General features: G+C 71.9%; 18 protein-coding genes. 9 read left to right on the top strand and 9 right to left on the bottom strand.

What is annotated here, in order from left to right; all coding sequences use genetic code 11:
• Nucleotides 1-138 precede the first annotated feature (138 nt).
• The 5 genes from UO65_RS02225 to UO65_RS02205 all read right to left on the bottom strand — a co-directional run bounded on the left by UO65_RS02225 (nucleotide 139) and on the right by UO65_RS02205 (nucleotide 4,908).
• Nucleotides 139-1,305 (bottom strand): acyl-CoA dehydrogenase family protein, encoded by a 1,167-nt coding sequence (locus tag UO65_RS02225; protein WP_035278237.1) that lies wholly within the window; start codon nucleotides 1,303-1,305, stop codon nucleotides 139-141.
• Nucleotides 1,305-2,126 carry an HTD2 family dehydratase gene (locus tag UO65_RS02220; RefSeq protein ID WP_035278236.1) on the bottom strand — a complete coding sequence of 274 codons (822 nt, stop codon included), beginning with the start codon at nucleotides 2,124-2,126 and terminating at the stop codon, nucleotides 1,305-1,307. Before UO65_RS02220 ends, UO65_RS02225 begins: the two co-directional genes overlap by 1 nt.
• 62 nt (nucleotides 2,127-2,188) lie before the next feature.
• A complete protein-coding gene (locus tag UO65_RS02215; protein ID WP_233427405.1) occupies nucleotides 2,189-2,881 on the bottom strand; it encodes a histidine phosphatase family protein in 693 nt (230 codons plus the stop codon).
• Between the two features lie 41 nt (nucleotides 2,882-2,922).
• Nucleotides 2,923-4,323: a hypothetical protein gene (locus UO65_RS38510; RefSeq protein ID WP_152551935.1), complete on the bottom strand. Its 1,401-nt coding sequence runs from the start codon at nucleotides 4,321-4,323 to the stop codon at nucleotides 2,923-2,925.
• Nucleotides 4,324-4,383: 60 nt separating this feature from the next.
• Nucleotides 4,384-4,908, bottom strand: coding sequence for a GNAT family N-acetyltransferase (locus UO65_RS02205; RefSeq protein ID WP_035278233.1), 525 nt, complete (start codon nucleotides 4,906-4,908; stop codon nucleotides 4,384-4,386).
• A 39-nt stretch (nucleotides 4,909-4,947) separates the two neighbouring features.
• Between UO65_RS02205 and UO65_RS02200 the strand changes: the two genes are divergently transcribed.
• Together UO65_RS02200 and UO65_RS02195 are read left to right on the top strand one after the other, a co-directional pair.
• Complete coding sequence (locus UO65_RS02200) at nucleotides 4,948-5,958, top strand: hypothetical protein (RefSeq protein WP_052020501.1); 1,011 nt, start codon at nucleotides 4,948-4,950, stop codon at nucleotides 5,956-5,958.
• Nucleotides 5,898-6,341 (top strand): nucleoside/nucleotide kinase family protein, encoded by a 444-nt coding sequence (locus UO65_RS02195; RefSeq protein ID WP_200873282.1) that lies wholly within the window; start codon nucleotides 5,898-5,900, stop codon nucleotides 6,339-6,341. The genes UO65_RS02200 and UO65_RS02195 overlap by 61 nt, the downstream gene beginning before the upstream one ends.
• 39 nt (nucleotides 6,342-6,380) lie before the next feature.
• Here the strand turns inward: UO65_RS02195 and UO65_RS02190 are convergent, their stop codons facing one another.
• Both UO65_RS02190 and UO65_RS37165 read right to left on the bottom strand, forming a co-directional pair.
• Nucleotides 6,381-7,589: an MBL fold metallo-hydrolase gene (locus UO65_RS02190; protein WP_063935864.1), complete on the bottom strand. Its 1,209-nt coding sequence runs from the start codon at nucleotides 7,587-7,589 to the stop codon at nucleotides 6,381-6,383.
• A 67-nt stretch (nucleotides 7,590-7,656) separates the two neighbouring features.
• Nucleotides 7,657-7,851: a hypothetical protein gene (locus tag UO65_RS37165; protein WP_035278232.1), complete on the bottom strand. Its 195-nt coding sequence runs from the start codon at nucleotides 7,849-7,851 to the stop codon at nucleotides 7,657-7,659.
• 557 nt (nucleotides 7,852-8,408) lie between these two features.
• On the opposite strand from UO65_RS37165, the gene UO65_RS02180 reads away from it, so the two are divergent.
• On the top strand, nucleotides 8,409-9,050 hold the full coding sequence (locus tag UO65_RS02180; RefSeq protein ID WP_035278230.1) for an LPXTG cell wall anchor domain-containing protein: 642 nt from the start codon (nucleotides 8,409-8,411) through the stop codon (nucleotides 9,048-9,050).
• A 56-nt stretch (nucleotides 9,051-9,106) separates the two neighbouring features.
• Here the strand turns inward: UO65_RS02180 and UO65_RS02175 are convergent, their stop codons facing one another.
• Together UO65_RS02175 and UO65_RS02170 are read right to left on the bottom strand one after the other, a co-directional pair.
• A complete protein-coding gene (locus UO65_RS02175) occupies nucleotides 9,107-9,580 on the bottom strand; it encodes an Lrp/AsnC family transcriptional regulator (RefSeq protein WP_035278228.1) in 474 nt (157 codons plus the stop codon).
• A gap of 325 nt (nucleotides 9,581-9,905) precedes the next feature.
• Nucleotides 9,906-10,529, bottom strand: coding sequence for a TetR/AcrR family transcriptional regulator (locus tag UO65_RS02170; protein ID WP_161784407.1), 624 nt, complete (start codon nucleotides 10,527-10,529; stop codon nucleotides 9,906-9,908).
• Between the two features lie 31 nt (nucleotides 10,530-10,560).
• On the opposite strand from UO65_RS02170, the gene UO65_RS02165 reads away from it, so the two are divergent.
• The 6 genes from UO65_RS02165 (at nucleotide 10,561) to UO65_RS32930 (ending at nucleotide 16,900) form a co-directional block, all read left to right on the top strand.
• Entirely contained in the window at nucleotides 10,561-11,007 is a 447-nt protein-coding gene (locus tag UO65_RS02165; RefSeq protein WP_233427404.1) for an HIT family protein, read from the top strand.
• A gap of 65 nt (nucleotides 11,008-11,072) precedes the next feature.
• The gene (locus UO65_RS02160) at nucleotides 11,073-11,732 is read left to right on the top strand and encodes a Crp/Fnr family transcriptional regulator (RefSeq protein WP_035278224.1); all 660 of its coding nucleotides are present in this window, start codon (nucleotides 11,073-11,075) and stop codon (nucleotides 11,730-11,732) included.
• An 85-nt stretch (nucleotides 11,733-11,817) separates the two neighbouring features.
• On the top strand, nucleotides 11,818-12,612 hold the full coding sequence (locus UO65_RS02155) for a hypothetical protein (protein ID WP_152551934.1): 795 nt from the start codon (nucleotides 11,818-11,820) through the stop codon (nucleotides 12,610-12,612).
• Complete coding sequence (locus UO65_RS02150) at nucleotides 12,605-14,548, top strand: hypothetical protein (RefSeq protein ID WP_035278222.1); 1,944 nt, start codon at nucleotides 12,605-12,607, stop codon at nucleotides 14,546-14,548. The genes UO65_RS02155 and UO65_RS02150 overlap by 8 nt, the downstream gene beginning before the upstream one ends.
• Complete coding sequence (locus tag UO65_RS02145; RefSeq protein ID WP_146241191.1) at nucleotides 14,542-15,519, top strand: hypothetical protein; 978 nt, start codon at nucleotides 14,542-14,544, stop codon at nucleotides 15,517-15,519. The genes UO65_RS02150 and UO65_RS02145 overlap by 7 nt, the downstream gene beginning before the upstream one ends.
• Before the next feature lie 397 nt (nucleotides 15,520-15,916).
• Nucleotides 15,917-16,900: a hypothetical protein gene (locus UO65_RS32930; RefSeq protein ID WP_052020496.1), complete on the top strand. Its 984-nt coding sequence runs from the start codon at nucleotides 15,917-15,919 to the stop codon at nucleotides 16,898-16,900.
• The last annotated feature ends 830 nt before the right edge of the window (nucleotides 16,901-17,730 follow it).

The raw sequence follows: 17,730 nt of genomic DNA, 5'->3' as shown, positions 1-17,730 counted from the left end.
CGCCCAAGCAGATCCACCCACCCGGGCACGCCCCGAAAAATCCCGGGCTTTGAACCCATGGCACGGTTGAGCAGATCCACCCGGGCACGCCCATAAAACGACCGGGCTTTGAGCCAGGCAGGCCCAGCAACCCCTGAGTCACAGCCCGAGCGAATCCAAGCCACCCCGCTCCACCAGCCGCCGAACAATCACATCCCGCTGGATCTCGTTCGTCCCCTCCCCCACGATCATCAGCGGCGCGTCCCGGAAGTACCGCTCCACGTCGAACTCCGTGGAGTACCCGTACCCCCCGTGCACCCGGATCGCGTCGATGGTGATCTGCATGGTCGTCTCGGAGGCGAACAACTTCGCCATGCCTGCCTCCAGATCAGCCCGGACCCCCCGGTCGATGAGCGCCGCCGCGTGCAGGACGAGCCGCCGCGCGGCCGTCAACCTGGTCGCCATGTCGGCGAGGAGGTTGCCCACGGACTGGTGCTGCCAAATGGGTTTGCCGAAGCTCTCCCGCTCCTGCGCGTACCGCAACGCGTCGTCGAACGCCGCCCGACCCACCCCGGTGGCCCGAGCGGCCACCTGGACCCGCCCGATCTCCAACCCGGCCATCATCTGCGCGAACCCCTTGCCCTCCACCCCGCCGAGCACGGCGCCGACGGGGACCCGGGCGTCGTCGAAGGACAGCTCGCAGCTCTCGACCCCCTTGTAGCCGAGCTTGGGCAGGTCCCGGGAGACGGTGAACCCGGGGACCTTCTCCACGAGCAGCACGCTCACCCCCCGGTGCGCGGGTTCGGCCCGGGGGTCGGTCTTGCACAGCAACGCCACCAGCCCCGCCCGCCGCGCGTTCGTGATCCAGGTCTTGGAACCGTTGACCACGTACTCGTCCCCGTCCCGGCGGGCGGTGGTGCGGATCGCCTGGAGGTCGGAGCCCCCACCGGGTTCGGTCAGCGCCATCGTGGCCCGCAGTTCCCCGGTCGCCAGGCGGGGCAGGTAGTCCTCCTTCTGCTCGTCGGTGCCGAAGCGGCGCAGGAGGTCGCAGACGACGGTGTGCCCGCCCATGGCGCCCGCCAGGCTCATCCACCCGCGGGCCAGTTCCTCGGTGACCAGGGCGTAGCACGGGGTGGACACCCGGACCTGCCCGTAGGGCTCGGGCACGGCGAGCCCGAAGACCCCCATCCGCTTCATCTGCTCGATCAGTTCTTCGGGATAGGTGTCGGCGTGCTCCAGGTCCCGGGCGACCGGCCGCACGTCCTTGTCCACGAACGCCCGGACGGTGGCGACGATCTCGCGCTCCACCGGGTCCAGGTCGCCCATCACAGCCCGAACCGCGCTTCCGCCTCGGCGTGGATGCCCGCCCCCACGACCGCGAACCCGCCGTCCGGTCCGCCGGTGACCAGCACCTCGTCGCCCGCGAACACGGGTTTCTTGAAGCGGTACCGCAGGGAGGCCAACGTCTCCCCCGCGCGCCGGGGCAACTCGGCCATGAGCAGCGCCAGCAGCGGCCCGTGCACCACGACACCCGGGTACCCCTCGACGTCCCGCGCGTAGGACTCGTCGTAGTGGATGCGGTGGGAGTTGGCCGTCAGCGCGCTCATCCGGAAGAGCAGCACGGAGTCGGCGTGCAGCCGCAACTGCCAGGGCGAATCGGATTCCACCCTGCGGTCCGGGCGCTCGAACGCCCGCCGCTGGGCGTCACCGCTGCGGTAGACCACGTCGTGCTCCTCGACCAGGCACAGCACACCGCCCTGCACCACCTCGTGCCGCACGGTCACGAACACCATCTCCCCGGTGCGCCCCCGCTTGACCTCGACCCCCTGCAGGGCCGAGACCCGGGTGGCCCGCCGCCCGAGCTGCAACGGCGCGCGCCAGCTCACCCGGCCCCCGGCGATCATCCGCCGCCGGTCCGGGACGGGCGGGAGGAAGTGCCCGGCCAGCGGGTGCCCGTCCGCCCCCAGGTCACCGCCCGGCGGCCACTGCAGGAAGTGGAACCAGTGCCACAACGGCGGCAGCGCGCCGCCCTTCACCCCGGGTTGGTCCAGCGCGGCGGCGAAGGCGGCCGAGGGCGCCCCGCTGAGCCCGTCCTCGACCTCCACCACCCCCGGCCGCCACCCGTCCAGGTACTGATCAAGACCCATGCCCCAGACCCAACCACCAGCCCACCCCGACCGCACCCCAGCCCCCGGCAGGTGAACGCGGCTCAGGTTTGCGCCTCGCCCGCGACGGACAGGTCCCCCGCCAGGTGCGCCGTGTCGTTGAACCGCCGGACCCGCCAGGAGTCCCCGTCGACGACCACGTGCGACAGGGAACCGTTGTCCGCGCCCAGGAACGCGAACGGCGCGGCGCCGGTGGCCACGGCGAGCACCTGGGCGATCACCCCGCCGTGGGTGAACACCGCGACCCGCCGCCCCGGCTGCGCCGCGTGGATGCGCCGCACCGCCGCGCCGATCCGCTCCCGCAGGGCGTCGAGCCCCTCGGCCCCCGGGATCACGTCCCACCGCTGCTCCGCCCGCATCCGCGCCACCAGCGGGTCGCCCTCGGCGACCTTCCACCGCAGCGCCCCGCCCTCCCACTCCCCCAGGTGGACCTCCCGCAGGTCCCGCTCGACGACCGCCGCGAGCCCGGTGGCCTCGGCCAGCGGCGCCGCGGTCTGCGCGGTCCGGCGCAGGTTCGTCACGTAGATCGCCCCGACCCCGGCAGCGGCCAGCCGCGCGCCCACCCGCCGCGCCTGCACCACCCCGTCCGGCGCCAGCTCGGGGTCGCCCTGGCCGTCGACCAGCGGGAACAGCCGGTCCGGCCGGGCGGGCGCGGACTCGCCGTGGCGCACCAGGAGCAGTTCGGTGGCACCGGGCGGCGGGACGAAGCGGCTCTGGCGGTACTCGGTGGTCGACACGGTCACAGCAGACCCGCCCGGCGGGGGGTTCGTCAACACGGTCAGCCCGTGAGGAGCTGGGCCATGCTCTCCCGCAGCGCGGGGTCGGGTTCGGCGTCGATCGCCCGGCGCAGCGCGGACTGGATGCCCTCCGCCCACGCCGCGGGCCCCCAGCCCACCAGCGTCCGCACGGCCATCGCCCGGTTGCGCCCGACCGGGGACGCCAGCGACGCCAGCACCAGGTCGACCCCGTGGCCCGGGTGCGCCCGCAACGCGGTGACCACCGTGTCCAGGTCCGCGGGCGCCAACCGGGCCGCCGCGGCGAGGGCGAGGACCCCGGGCAGCCGGTCCGCGGTGGTCTCGGCCATCAGCAGCGGCCAGTCACCCGCACCCGCGCGGACGTGGTCGAGCAGGGCCGGGAAGGTGTCGACGTCCAGCGCGCGGGCGGCCTGGCGGGCGTCGTGGAAGGTGTCGGGGCGGGTGAGGCCCGCGGTGACCAGGGCGGGCCAGTGCGGGCGGGCCAGCAGGTCGCGGACCCGGCGGACCAGGGCCTCGTGCCGGGCGATGGTCCACTGCCGCCGGTAGCGGGCGGGCCAGCCGCCGTCGGCCAGGTAGTCGTCCAGGCGGGCCAGGGCCACCAGGTGCCGCAGCTCACCGGGGTGGGCCTCCAGGTGGGTGAGCAGCGCGGCGAGGGCGCGCGGCGCGTCGGTGTAGTCGTCGATGGTGGCCGCGGGGCCGCCGTCGAGGAGGGCGCAGACGATGTCGCAGGCGGCGGTGAGCAACTCGCCGTCGACCGCGGGGGCCGACAGGGCGGCGGCCAGGTCGCCCACGGTGGCGGCGCGGTGGGCGAGGTAGGCGTCGAGCACGGCGTTGCGGAAACCGCCGCGCAGCAACCAGTCCCGCACCCCCGGCCCGGCGCCAGGGCCGAACCGCTCGACGACACCGATGCGCCCCCACCCGGTCACCGCGTCGGCCAGCCGCAGCAGCGCGGGCTCGGCGTCGGCGTGGGTGGCCTCGATGGTCGCCGCGGCGGCGCCGGTGAACTCCTCGTGCCTGCCGATGAGCAGCAGCAGCTCGGTGTCGTCGGCGCCGAGCAGGCCCAGGCCGAAGCGGACCGGTTCGCGGTGCCGCGCCCCGGTGACCAGCCGCACCCCCAGGTCGTGCAGCGGACCCGCGGGCAGGTGCGCGACCCCGGCGGGTTCGGCCGCGCCCGCGGTCAGCGCCTCGTACAGCGCGGCGTACCCGGGGTCACCGGCCAGCGCGTCGGCCACCAACCCGGCCAGCTCGCCCGCGTCCGGGCCCGCCCCGAACCGGCCGAGCACCGGCCGGGCGTCGCGGGCGCCGGAGGCCCACCGGATGCCGCCGGTCGGCTCGTCCGGAAGCTCGGCGCCACCGGGGAGCAGGCCGTGGCCGCTGGGGTCGAGGTGGGCGCGGATGTGGTCGTGGATCGTGGGTCCGGACACCACCGCATTGTCGCGCGCGCATGGGACACGGCGGTGCCCGGGGCCGCCCGCACTGTCCGATCAGGACGCAAGGGGCTTGACCAGCGTCTCGAAGGCGAGGTCGGCGCGGCGGGGCACGCCGAAACGCACGTCACCGTAGGGGAAGGGGGAGAGCCGACCGGTCCGGGCGTAACCGCGGCGGACGTACCAGGCGATCAGGTCCTCGCGGGCGGTGAGGACCTTCATCCGCATCTCGGACACACCCCACTCCCGCGCCGCGACCCGCTCCGCCTCGGCCAGCGCGAGCCTGCCGACACCCCCGGCCTGGTGCCGCGGCGACACGGCGAACAGCCCGAAGTGGCCCGCGCCGTCGACCACCGCCACCTGGCAGCACACCACGACCTCCCCGCCCCGCTCCCCGACCAGCACCGCGCTGCCCGGTCCGGTGATCGCCTCCAGGACCCCACCGGGGTCGGTGCGCTGCCCGTCGAGCAGGTCCGCCTCGGTGGTCCAGCCCGCCCGGCTGGCGTCACCGCGGTAGGCGGATTCCACCAGGGGAACGAGAAACCGGACGTCATCGGGGGTGGCGCGGCGGAACGTGAGCACAACCCGAGCCTAACCCGGGCGGGTGGATACCCTCGGGGCATGGGACTGTTCGGCCGCAAGAAGGCGCGGGAAGCGGTGTCGGCGATCGCCGACACCCTGGTGATGGACCGCTGCTGGGACGACATGGCCCTGGACGCCGGCGTGGACGCCGTGCGCGACGGGCACCGCAAGGCGGGGCAGGCACTGCTGCGCGAGTGCCGCGACTACCACGAACTGCGTACCCAGCGGGTGCGCGCCCTCGCCGAGGCCGCCATCGGCCAGTCCACCGAGATCCGCGCGATGATCGCCGAGGGCCTGCCCCCCGGCGAAGCCGCCGACGCCCTCCTCTGGCTGGGCGCCACCCTCATCACCGAAGCCTGGGAGATCCGCGGCGACGGCTGGGCCCACACGATCCGCGACGACCGCCTCCGCCTGTTCACCGCCCGCCTCCGCGAAGCCCGCGACCCCCTGATGGCCGCGGCGAAACTCGCCCCCGCCGACGCCACCCCCTGGGTCGAACTCCAGCGCTACGCCCGCGGCATGCAACTCGACCCCGCCCAGCGCGACCTGGTCTGGCTCGAAGCCACCAAGCGCTGCCCCACCTCCTACCCCGCCCACTGCGCCCGACTCCAAACCCTCGCCCTCAAGTGGGGCGGCTCCCACGAGGAGATGTTCGAGTTCGCCAGGGACACCGTCGCCAAGGCCCCACCCGGCAGCCCACTGGCCGCCATGCTCCCCCTCGCCCACGCCGAGTACCTGCTCAAGGAAGGCGACCGCTTCATCGAGGAAGGCAGCACCTGGGCCTACGTCCGCCTGCACGCCCGCCACTTCCGCGGCCCGTTCCGCGACGAGGTCCTGGCCGCGGAGAGCAAGTGGGGCCAGTCCAACCGGGTCCGCGCCTACGACAAGGAAGCCCACAACCTGTTCGGCTGGGCGATGCTGGAGGCGGGCGAACACGAACGCGCCCGCAAGCACCTGGCCTTCGTCGGCAACCGGCCGTCGGCGCTGCCGTGGAGCTACGGCGGGGAGAACGCCTTCGCGCGGGCGCTGGTGCGGTTGGGGCTGGACTGACCCCCAGGCCGTGTACGGAGACCGCGAGAGGCAGCAATGGACCAAGCACCCGCGGCGAGCTGATCGGCAGGCTGGCCGAGGCGATCAGCTCTGCCACGATCGCGCATCCGCTGCGGGTCGCCATCGACGGGCCGCCCGCCGCAGGCAAGACCACGCCGGCCGACGAGCTCGCCGTCGTCCTGCGCGCGCAGGACCGCGACGTCATCCGCGCGACCGTCGACGACTTCCTCTTCCCCCGTGCGCAGCGCTACCGACGCGGCCGGTACTCGGCCGAGGGCTGCTACCTCGACGCCCACGACCACGCCGACGTCATCGTGTACAACGATCAGTTCCAACGGCCGGCCTGGGAAATCCGACCACACCCATCGGCGTACGGGGCTTGACGAGCGCTCCCCTCGGGGGTCGGCGCCCTTGCGGCCATTCTAGCTCGGGCAGCGGGTCGGGGAGGGGGTGTTGATCTTGGCTGTGGTCAACTCCGGGGTCGGTGTGTCGCTTGATCGGGTGGGAGTTCCGGACGGGGTGCCCAGGCGTTGCCACCACGGGTCGACCGGGGCGGGGTTGTGGACGTCGACCCGTTCGCCGGGGCGGGGGATGGCCACGGGGACGCCGTGGGCGCGGGCCGCGCGCCAGAGGCGGTCGGCGGGGGCGGTCCAGGGGTGGGTGGCGAGGTTGAAGGTGGCCCAGTGGACCGGGACCAGCAGGCCGCCGTCGACGTCGAGGTGGGTGGCGAGGCCCTCCTCGGGGGTCATGTGGATGTCGGCCCAGTTGTCGTTGTAGGCGCCGATCTGGACCAGGGTGGCGTCGAACGGGCCGTGTTCGGCGCCGATCTCCGCGTAGCCGGGGAAGTAGCCGGAATCGCCGGTGTAGAAGACGCGGTGGACCGGGCCCGCGGCGACCCAGGAGGTCCACAGGGTGCGGTCTCGGGTGAAGAGGCGGCCGGAGAAGTGCTGGGCGGGGGTGGCGGTGAGGGTGATGCCCGCGACCTCCGCGCTCTCCGACCAGTCGAGTTCGACGATGCGGTCGGCGGGGACCTTCCAGCGCTCCAGGTGGGCGCCGATGCCCAGGGGGACGACGATCGGCGCCGTCTGGGTGCGCAGGAGGGTGCGGATGGTGGGCAGGTCGAGGTGGTCGTAGTGGTCGTGGGAGATGACCACGGCGTCGACCGCCGGGAGTTCCGACAGCGGTTGCGGTGGGCGGTGGAGCCTGCGGGGACCGGCGAGCCTCGACGGGGAGACGCGGTCGCTCCAGACCGGGTCGAAGAGGATGCGGGCGCCGTCGATCTCCACCAGGACCGTGGCGTGGCCGTACCAGGTCAGGTGCAGGCCCTGGGCCCGTTCGGCCGGGATGGTGGGGGTGACCAGCGGGATGTCACCGAGGGGCGTGCGCTGCTCCTTGCCGAGGGCCATCTCGCGTAGGGCGCTGCCGAGGGTGGTGGGGGCCATGGCGGCACTCGGGGTGCGGTCGGCGGCCGGGGTGGGCCGGTTGCGGAACCGGCCGTCGCGGAACTGCGGGGAACGGGCGACCCGGTTGGCGCGGTCGCCGCGGGCGCGACCGCCCACGGCGACCGGGATGTCGCGCAGCGCCCACGCCGCGGCGCCGAGCAGACCGAGGGCGACCAGGGAACGTCTCATGCACAGATGATCCCACCGACAGCACTGAGGACACTCTCAGCGACTGAAAAGACTCTCAGGAACACCCTCAGCGACGGCGCGCGCGCAGGGTCTCCACCAGCAGCCACACCCCCGCCAGCACGAGGACCAGGCCGATCGCCAGCCACACCGGCGAGCCGGTCATGAAGCTGCCGCCGATCACGCCGAGGCCCTGGAAGGTCCACACGCCGCCGACGAGGAAGCAGACCACCACGAGCACGAACTTCCACCAAGGAGTCTTCACCCCGACAGCCTATTGATCGCGGGCAACCTCCACCCGACACAGACGTCCCCGCGCAAAACCTCGGCGCGGACCGGCTGCGCCCGAGGTGGCGAAACCCGGTTGTTGACCCGGCGTGAGCAATTCCGCCGCCAATCGATCGACGCCCGTTCAGGCGTCCATTGATCGACTCCGCCGCTTTCGCATCCGGGAATGGCGGCGCCACCGGAAAACCGGCCCGACAGGCGCGGAACCCACCGGAACGGCGCAGCGGCACCACCCGTTCGGCCGCACCGGACCCACGCGGATGCCGACCCCGATAACGGGAAGTACCCGGTGCGGTACCGCACGACCACCTGGATGCCGCCCCGATGCGCGACACTCAGCCAGCATCAATAGCCCATCTCACCCGTTCGAGCGATAGGTGCGACCCCCTGTTCTTGATAACGAATACACCATCAGTGTCGACCCGGCTGCCGCGTCACCCATGTAGGTGGCTAGTCTCCCCGCCATAACGTCACGCGGCTTACGGGAGTCGGGGCTGCGGGCGACTTTTCCAGCACGAACCGAGGAGAGTTTCCGTGAGCACGTCCCGTTCCCGTGTCCTGGCCCGCACCGCGGTCATCGGCATCTTCGCTTCCACCGCCGTCTTCGGCCTGACCGGCGTCGCCTCCGCCCACGCGGGCAAGGTCAGCGCGTCGTGCGACAAGGAGACGTCCACCGTGACGGTCAACCTGCACGACTACACCCAGGGGTCGACCAACACCTGGACCCTGACCGACAACGGTGAGGAACTGGGCAAGGGCAGCTTCGGCAAGGGCCACCAGCAGACCTGGGACAAGCAGGACGCCACGATCAAGCACGAGTACGTGCTGACCGTGAAGACCAGCGACGACCCCACCGGTGAGAAGAAGTGGAGCTTCACCGCCAAGGCCGAGGCGGACGCCTGCAAGAAGGTGGTCCCCCCGACCACCCCGCCCGCGGAGACCACCACGCCGCCCGCGTCGACGACCACCCCGCCCGCGGAGACCACCGCCCCGCCGGTGACCACGACCACCTCGGCCGCCGTGTCGACCTCGCCCGCACCGGCCGCGGCCCCGGCCGAGGACGACCTCGCCGACACCGGCGCCAGCATCGCGCTGCCGCTGGCCATCGGTGGCGTCCTGGTCCTGGGTGGCGCGGGCGCGCTCATCGCCGTGCGCCGCCGCGCGAGCAACAACTGACCTGAGCCGAGGAAGGCCCGGACACCCGCTGCGGGGTCCGGGCCTTTCCGCGTCCGCTAGGCGAGCGGCGCCTGCACGACCCGGTCGACGGCCTCGAAGACCAGCACCGTGCTCACCGACATGACCTCGGGCCGGGTCTCCAGCCGCTCCACCAGCAGCTTGCGCAGGTGGTCGGTGTCGGGCACCGCGACCTGCACCAGGTAGTCGTCCGGGCCCGCGACGTGCATCATCGACACCGTCTCCGGCTGCCCGAGCACGTACTCGGTGAACGCCTCGGCGATCTGCGTCCGGTGCGGGCGGACCCGCACCGACAGCAGCGCGCTGATCGGCCTGCCGAGCGCGGACAGGCTGACCGTGGCGTGGAACCCGGTCAGCACGCCGCGCCTGCGCAGCGAGCGCACGCGTTCCAGCGCGGTCGACGGGGCGACCCCCACGATCGCGGCCAGCTCCTTGTTCTGCAACCGCGCGTCGCGCTGCAACTCGCGCAGGATGGCCACATCGATCGGATCGAGTTCGGCTGTGTGCGCCATCGGCGTCGCACCCCTCTCCGGCGGTGGGCGTCCCGTCGAGGTCTGTCCCCGACGGCAGGCCGCCGTGCACGGCGGTCCCGTGCGTGATTCGACGCGGTGGCGTGTCCGGTTTGGTGGAACCGCGATCGCGTCGAATCCGGTTCAACGGCGGTCGGGCGCGTCACACAATGCGCTGAACGGCGGTATGCCGGGCGGGCTCAGATCGCCACCCTGGGAGGCGGGTTTGTTGCTCACCCATACAAACATCCCCGGGCCGGTCACCCCGGGGGAGCAGACCGCGGCGCGGCGGTGCAAGTCCCAGCACCGCCGCGCCGCACCCACACCGTCAGGGCGCGTGGGGCGCCAAGAGGTCCACGATGATGCGCTTGGTCTGCGCCAGGGTCTCCGGGTGTCCACCCGGGACGAGCCGGAACGCCAACCTGGTCAGCACGTCGCCGATGGTCACCGCCTGCAGCATGGTGGTGCGCAGCTCCGGCGAGGCCGGGAAGTCGAAGCGCGCGGTCAGCATCTGGGCGAACGCGGGCGAGAGCGGGTCCTCCACCCCCGCCGCGGTCGACTCCAGCTCACCGGAGGCGATCCCGGCACCGCTGAGCGCGCGGAAGCCGTCGTCACCGCGGCACATGTCCACGTAGATGTCGTAGGCGTGCTCCACCGCCTCCCGCCACCGGTGCGACGGCATGGCGGTGGTCTCCTCGTCCACCCGGCGCTGGTACCGCGCCGAGTTCCGCTCCACCACCGCCTTCATCACGGCCACCTTGTCCGGGAAGTAGCGGTAGACCGACCCGATGGAGACCTTGGCCGACTTGGCGATGTCGGCGGTGGTGGTACCCGCGAAACCCTTCTCGGTGACCACACGCGAGGCGGCGTCCAGAATCCGTTCGATCTGTCGGCTCGCCCGGTACTGCGTCGGAGCTCTGCGCACTTGGTACGGCGTGTCTGGAACGGTCACCGCACCATTGTGCCCAGAGTGTGATGAACCCATGGGCAGCCTGGAGGACCTGATGTCGCAAACGTGCTCGTTCTGTCGGATACTCGCTGGTGAGCTCCCCGCCGACGTGGTCCACGAGGACGACCGGGCGCTCGCCTTCCTGGACCACCGCCCCCTCTTCCGCGGTCACGTCCTGCTGGTCCCCAAAACCCACCACACCATCCTGAGCGACCTGCCCGCCGCCGACGTCCCCGCCTTCTTCACCCTCGCCCAGCGGCTGGAGCGCGCCGTGGAGGACGGTCTCGGCGCGGACGGCTCGCTGGTGATGGTGAACAACATCGTCAGCCAATCCGTGCCGCACCTGCACCTGCACGTGATCCCCCGGCACAAGAAGGACGGCCTCCGCTTCTGGCTCGGCCCCCGCCACCCGTACGACGAGGAGAACCCGGCGGCGGCGTACGCGGAGAAGATCCGCGCCGCGCTGGCGGCGCAGGACTGATCCATTCGGGCGAAGGCTCAGTACTCCGGACGTACACAACACGCCCGACCGGTACAGCTTGACCCGTGACCAAGGGTTTTCGGCTGCTCGTCGGGGAACGCGTCTGGCAGGCACTTCGAGCGGAAAGCACACAACACGTGTTCCGGGCCGGGGCAACGATGCTGCGCCAGGGAGATCCGGGTGGATACGTCCTCATGCTGACCAGCGGTCGGGTGCGGGTGATGGCGCGGCAGAACGACCGGCCCGACCTGCTGGTGGCACTGCGCGGTTCAGGTGACCTCGTCGGGGAGCTGACCGCGGACCCGACGGGTGTCCGCACAGCCTCGGTCGTGGCGATCGACCACTGCACGGCGGGTCGTCTGCCATTCCCTGCGTTCAGGCGAATCCTCGCCGCACACGACCGCCAAGAGGCCTTCACCGACTACATGGTGTCCAAACTGTCCCAAACCGTGCCATTCCACGTGCAACTGGCGCAGTTCTCCCCCACCCAACGGCTCGCCCGCTTGCTGCTGGAGATCGTGGCCCTGGCCGACCCCGGTACCGCCGATCCGTCTCGAGTGCCACTGCCGCAGGAAACGATCGCCCATGCGCTCCACCTGTCCCGCAGCACGGTGGCGAAGGAGATCGCGGCACTGCGGGTGGAGGGCGTGCTCGCGCCCGGTCCGCGCCTGCGCGTACTGGACCGACGACAACTGGCGATCCTCGCCGTCGACCATCCGCTATGACCTGCGTCACCACCGGACTGTCCGCCGCCGGACAGTCCGGGACCGGCGGCCGGGCAACACTGAGCCCCCACCCGAGAGGAGCCACATGTCCCGCACAGCACCCGTCGAAATGCCACCGCACCGCGCCCTGCTGATCGTCGACGTCAAGGACTTCAGCACCCGGCCGGGCCGGTACCACGCCGAACTCACCGACCGGATTCCGTTGATCCTGCGGCAGGCCTTCCAGCGCTGCGGGTTGGTCGACATGTGGGACGAAACCAGGTTCAGCGGCGGCACCGGTGACGGCTACTACCTGGGCTTCACTTCGACGAAACTCCCGCTCTTGCTCAACCCCTTCCTCCCCGCGCTGCAGGAGGAACTCGACTACCGCAACACCTTGTCCGCGGCGGAGGCGCCGATGCGGATGCGGGTGAGCGTGCAGGTCGGACCGATGACAGACGACTCGATCTCTGACCTGAGCACCGGCAGCGGCGACGCGAGGGTGCAAGCCCACCGGCTCCTGGACGCCGAACCGGTGCGCGATCTCCTGACCCGCTCGACGCACAAGACCTGCGTCGCCGCGATCGTGTCGCAGGCCGCCTACGCCAACGCCGTCCAGGGTGGTTACACCGGCGAGTCCCCGGACGACTACGTGGCCACCCCGGTACGGGTCAAGCAGTTCGAGGGCACCGCCTACCTGCGGGTGCCCACGCCGACCGGGGATCTGTTGAAACAGGGGTTCGTCCCACCGGAGGCACCGCCAGCGGCAGCAGTGGCGGAGAAACTCGGCGCGAACACGAGCAACACCATGAATTTCTCGGGTGCCAGCGGCACTTTCGTGGGCGTCAACCAGAACTCGACCAACCACGGCAAGCAGAACTACCGGGTGGGACATGACTGACGACCTCCCCGGCCGCACGCAGGGGACCATGGACTTCTCCAGCGCGAGCGGGATGTTCTCGGGGATCAACCAGAACTCCCCCAACCACGGCACGCAGAACTACATCACAGCCGCGTTGGACGGCGAGGCGTTGGCGTCGCTGCTGCGGCGGACCGCCCCGCAGACGGTGGCAGCGGACGGGCTCTCCTGGCTCCGCGCCAGGTTCGTCCGGCCCACCGGATTCGACGCGATGCTGAGCAGGGTGCGGCCGGAGGGCTCCACGCTGCTGCTGGGCGGCAAGTCGGGTGCGGGCAAGGAAGCGACCGCGCGGATGCTGCTGAGCCGCACGGAGGGAGAGCCCATTCGGCTCATCTCGGTGCAACCCGAGGACGGCGGCTCACTGATCGAACCGGACGCGGTGCTCAGCGGCGACAACCTGCTGCTCCACCTGTCCGAAGCAGACGAGAAGACGTTTGACGCGTGCTGCCGGAGACTGGTGGGGCTACGCGCGGAGGTGGCGGTGAAACGGGCTCGGCTCGTGGTCGTCCTGCCGCCGTGGGCCGAGCGCAGGCTGCCGCCCGACCTCCGCCCCCTGTGCACCGAGGTCGTGGCACCCGACCGGATCGCGGTGCTCCGATCGCACCTCGAGACCCACGACCTCGACCTGCGCGCCGACGAGGTGCCTGCTGACCTAAGAGGTCAGATAGAAGAACTGGGTATGGACGGGGTCGCCGAACTCGTGCACCACGCGGTGGCGACCGCGGGTGGGATCATCGAGCGCCTGCGCACGGCCTTGGCCGTCATCCATGAGCAGGCGTCCGCGGTGACGCGGATGATGTCGGACCTCGACACCCGCGCCCGAGCGCTCAGCGCGGCGCTGGCCCTGCTGGAAGGCGGATCGGTGGATGTGGTCGCCGCCGCCGAGCGGGAGCTGCTTGAGCAGGTGGAGTACACCGAAGAACCTGCGCCCCAACTCCAGGACGTCGGACTGACCATCCGGGCGAGCAGGTTGCAGGCAGTGGTCGAGCAGCGCAGGGTCCGCTTCGACAACACCTGGCGGGGTCAAGCGGTGTTGGCGCACCTCTGGGACGCGTACCCGCAGATGCACGCGGTATTCGCGTCCTGGGTGTCGGCCGTGGGACTGGACCGGACCACCGACGACGCGGACCTGGAACGGATCACCGAGCGGTTCGTCAGCCAAGCGATGCGCGCCGGGTACGTCGATGACGTGCTCAGCGTGGTCGTGAACTGGGCAGACAAGCGCAAACCTCTGCGCGAGCAAGCACTGGCGCTGTTGGGTCGTGCCGCGGTCGACGACCGGTTCGGCTACCTGGCACGACGGCGCGTCTACTTCTGGTCGCGCGACCCAGCCCTCAGCCCAGCCCTGGCTGAAGCGGTGGTGGCGGTGTGCGAACGGGTGTTGGGTGTCGACTTCCCGAACCAGGCCATCGTCCGACTGCGATACCTGGCCGAGCACCCCGACGCCGCCACGGCCGCGCTCGCCACAGCGGCTCTCGTCCGGCTGACCGAGGACCGGCAGATGCTTCGCCGCTTCCTGGCGGACGGGGAGAGCACCACCAGGCCCGCGGTGTTCCGGGCAGTCGTGCGCCCGGAACGGCTCGTCTCAGCGGGGCCGGGTGGGAAGTCCCTGCTGGCGAACAGTGCGGTCCGCGCCCAGGTCGTGGCGGGGTGGCGGGCGGCGCTCGCGGACGAGGGCTGGGCGGACACCGCCATGACCTGGATGGCGACCGGCTCCCCCGCCGTGATGGATGTGCTGGTGACAGCCTGCGCGGGTGCCTGGGGTCCGCTGGCCGACCTCTTCGCCGCGAACCGGCGCCTGCTGCGCCTGTCACCGGAAGACGAGCGGGTCCGCCGAGCGGCGATCGACATGGAACGAAGGATTCAACTCGTCCGGGACCCCCTGGCAGTGGGAACGAAGGAGGAACAGCGGTGCTGACGGACAACAGGAAATTGGCGTTGGCGGGCCTGGGGTGCGCCTCAGTGGGGCTGCCACTGCTGTTGGCAGCGGCATTCGACCTCAGCGCGGGGGTGTGGATTCCACTGCTGGCCGTCGGCCTGATCGCCGCAGGTGTGATCGGCCGACGGCTGTACGAGCAGTGGACGCTGTCCGTGCGGCCGCACCGGGAGCCGCTGAGGGAACCCATACCGGAACCCGCACCGCAGCCGGTGGTCGAAGACGTTGTCGTCGAAGGCGTGCAACTGCGCTCCGCAGCGCCGGACTACCGGTTCACGTTCTCCTGTCGGGTCCACTGGCACTCACTGGTCCCGGGAACCCACGGCGACCGGGCGATCCGCTCGATCCTCGACCGCGCCGCCCGGGTGACCGCGTCGATCAGACCAGAAGAACTGGACGCGGCGGCCCGCGCCGTCACCGCCGAGGTGGAGGCGCGCCGCCCGGACGGCCACGGGGTGGGGACGTGGGCGAGTGAAGTCGTGTTGGCCCTCCCCGAGGAGGACGCGCGCAGACTCGCCCGGATGGCGGAACTGCGCAAAGACGAGGAGTTGTGGGACCGCGAGCGCGCCCAGGAACGCAACATGCGCAGGTACCTCACCGACGACGTCTTCGAGACCCCGGGCAGCGCGGTGGCGTGGTGGTTGGCGGGGCACCGCGCGGAACCGGTGCAAACCCTGGATCTGGCACCCACGCTCGCCCGGTTGTCCGCGATCATCCGCGGAGAGTTGGAACCCTCCTCGGTCACCTCGCCTGTGCTCGAACCGAAGAGCCTGTTCGAACGCATCTGTGACGTCGTCGATTCCGTCCACGAGGACCAGGGCAGGCGCTTGGTGCTGGTTCACGACCTGGCGCGAGTGCTCGACGGGAACGGGCAGAGCGCGCTGTCCGGTGAACTCAGGAACCGCTACGGAGTCGATGACCTGAGCATGGTCGTGGACGACGGGTCCGGCTGACACCGCTGTCGGTCGAGGTGCGTGGGGCACGCTCCGTGGTGCGGTCATCCGCCGGTCGTCCCACCGGGTGCCGCCGCCTCGACCGACACCCGGTGATCACGTCCAGTCACAGGATTTTGCTCGCCCGCGGGCATCCGCCCGCGGGCGCCCGGCGGTCCGGTCCGGTGACGTCGTCCGATGACGGCGGGGCGGATTGAGCGGATGTGAGTGTGCGGTGTTGTCACCGGGCACCAACGGCTCCGCGTGATCACCCGGTTCGGGAGCGTGGAACCGGCGATATGTCCATCCCCCGTCCGGCCCAGCGTGCCGACCGGTGATGGGAGCAGCATTCGTATGTTCGAGCGAATGTCCAGGATGTGTCTACTCCTCGACGGCCGCAGCAGGTACCCACCTAGGTGTGGATTTCACCTCGCGCTGGCGCGCGCCCGCACTGGTGGTGGTCGTGGGGCTGGCCCTGCCGTGGGCCCTGGGGCTCGCACTGGGCTGGGGCCGATGGCTGATCATGCTGGCGCTGCTGGTGTCGCTGGGGCTCAGCGGGCTGGTCGTCAAGCAGATCCTCTTCCAGCGCGACCAGCGCGCGCTGCGCGACGAGGCCGCCCGGCGCCGCGCCGCCGCCGCGAAGCCGCCGACGCCGCCGCACTCCGAGCACCACGTGCCGTCGATCCCGGTGGACAGCGCGGAGCCGTACTACCGGTTCCTGCTCTCCTGCACGGTGTGCTGGGTGCCGCAGGAACAGGGCCAGCAGCAGCACGGCAACCTGCGCGGCCTGGCGGTGCACGCGATCCTGGAACGCGCCAGGGTCGTCACGATCACCGGCGCCCCCACCGACGTCGACGCGGTGCAGACCCGCCTGGCCGCCGAACTGGGCGCGATGCTCCCCGACCGCTCCGGCCAGGTCATCTCCTGGGCCGAGTCCATCGGCCTCACCGTCCCCGACGACGACGCCCGCAGGCTGGCCCGGCTCACCGAGCTGCGCAAGGAGAAGCAGGTCCGCCACCAGGAACGCGAACTGGAACAGCACGCCCGCGCCTACCTCGCCGAAGAGGTCCTCACCGACCCCGGCACGGCCGTCGTCTGGTGGCTGTCCCGACACCCGGAACAGGTCCGGGAGGCAGCGGAACTCCTCCCAACCTTCGCCCAGCTCACGGCGGCGGTCACCAAGACCGACCCCGACCCCCACTACCAGGCCGAGCGCCTGGACACCCCGACCCCCGACCGCCCCGCCCTGAGCGCCGTCGCCAACCCCGGCTGGCCCCGCATCACCGCCCACCAGGAAGAAGAACGCCGCCACCTCCGCCGCACCGACGACGACACCCCCGCCTGGCCCCGCGCCAAGGACCACGACGACCGGCCAGGGGAGGACACCTCCTCCGCCCGCTGAGCCACGCACCCGAGGCCCGCCGTCCACGGACGGCGGGCCTCGTCGTCTGTCGCACCCGGACAGGAGGAGCGTCGTCCCAATGCGACACCGACACGCGAACCGGTCGATCGCAGCGGAATCAGTTGGAACAGCAGGGCAGATTCGACAAGGCGCAAGTGGACAGCACCCGACACAAGGCACAGCTCAACAAGGCATGGCCCGCAACGGCGAGGCGCCGCAAGCCGCGAGACGAGGCACCGCCCGGCCCAGCGCGGCCCAGCCCGCGCGACACGGACAAGGCGGACCGAAGCGGGTTGGCAAGGCACGGCACCGCAAGGCCCAGCCCGACGCGGTCTGGCGCAGCACGGCGCGGCGCGAGGCAGCACGGCGCAGCACGGCGCAGCACGGCACGGCGCAGCCCGGCGCAGCGCGGCACGGCGCAGCGCGGCACGGCGCAGCGCGGCACGGCGCAGCGGGCGCGGGGCGGCGCGGGGCGGGGCGGGGCAGCGCGGGGCGGGGCAGCGCGGCCCGGCGCGGTCCGCTCTGGGGCGAGGTGGCGCGGGGCCGGGGCGAGACGGGGCGGCGCGGTGGGGCGGCACGGGGCAAGGCGAGGCGGCGCGAGGCGCGGCGCGGGACGGGACATGGCGAGGCGCGGGGCGCGGGACGACCCGGCCACCAGTTACGCCTACCCCCTCGGCGCAGCCGTCTGCCCTCTCGCCGCCGACCACCCCGAAAACCGCCAGCCCGGCGAGCCAACTGCCCGGGTGGGTGGATGTGCTCGGTCAGCCGACCACCCTGAAAACCGGCGGCCCGGCGAGCGAACTGCCCGGGTGGGTGGATGTGTTTGGCCG

Source organism: Actinokineospora spheciospongiae (assembly GCF_000564855.1).
GTDB classification, from domain to species: domain Bacteria; phylum Actinomycetota; class Actinomycetes; order Mycobacteriales; family Pseudonocardiaceae; genus Actinokineospora; species Actinokineospora spheciospongiae.
Note: the sequence above shows the minus strand (reverse complement) of the source record. Positions and strands in the feature narration are given on the sequence as shown.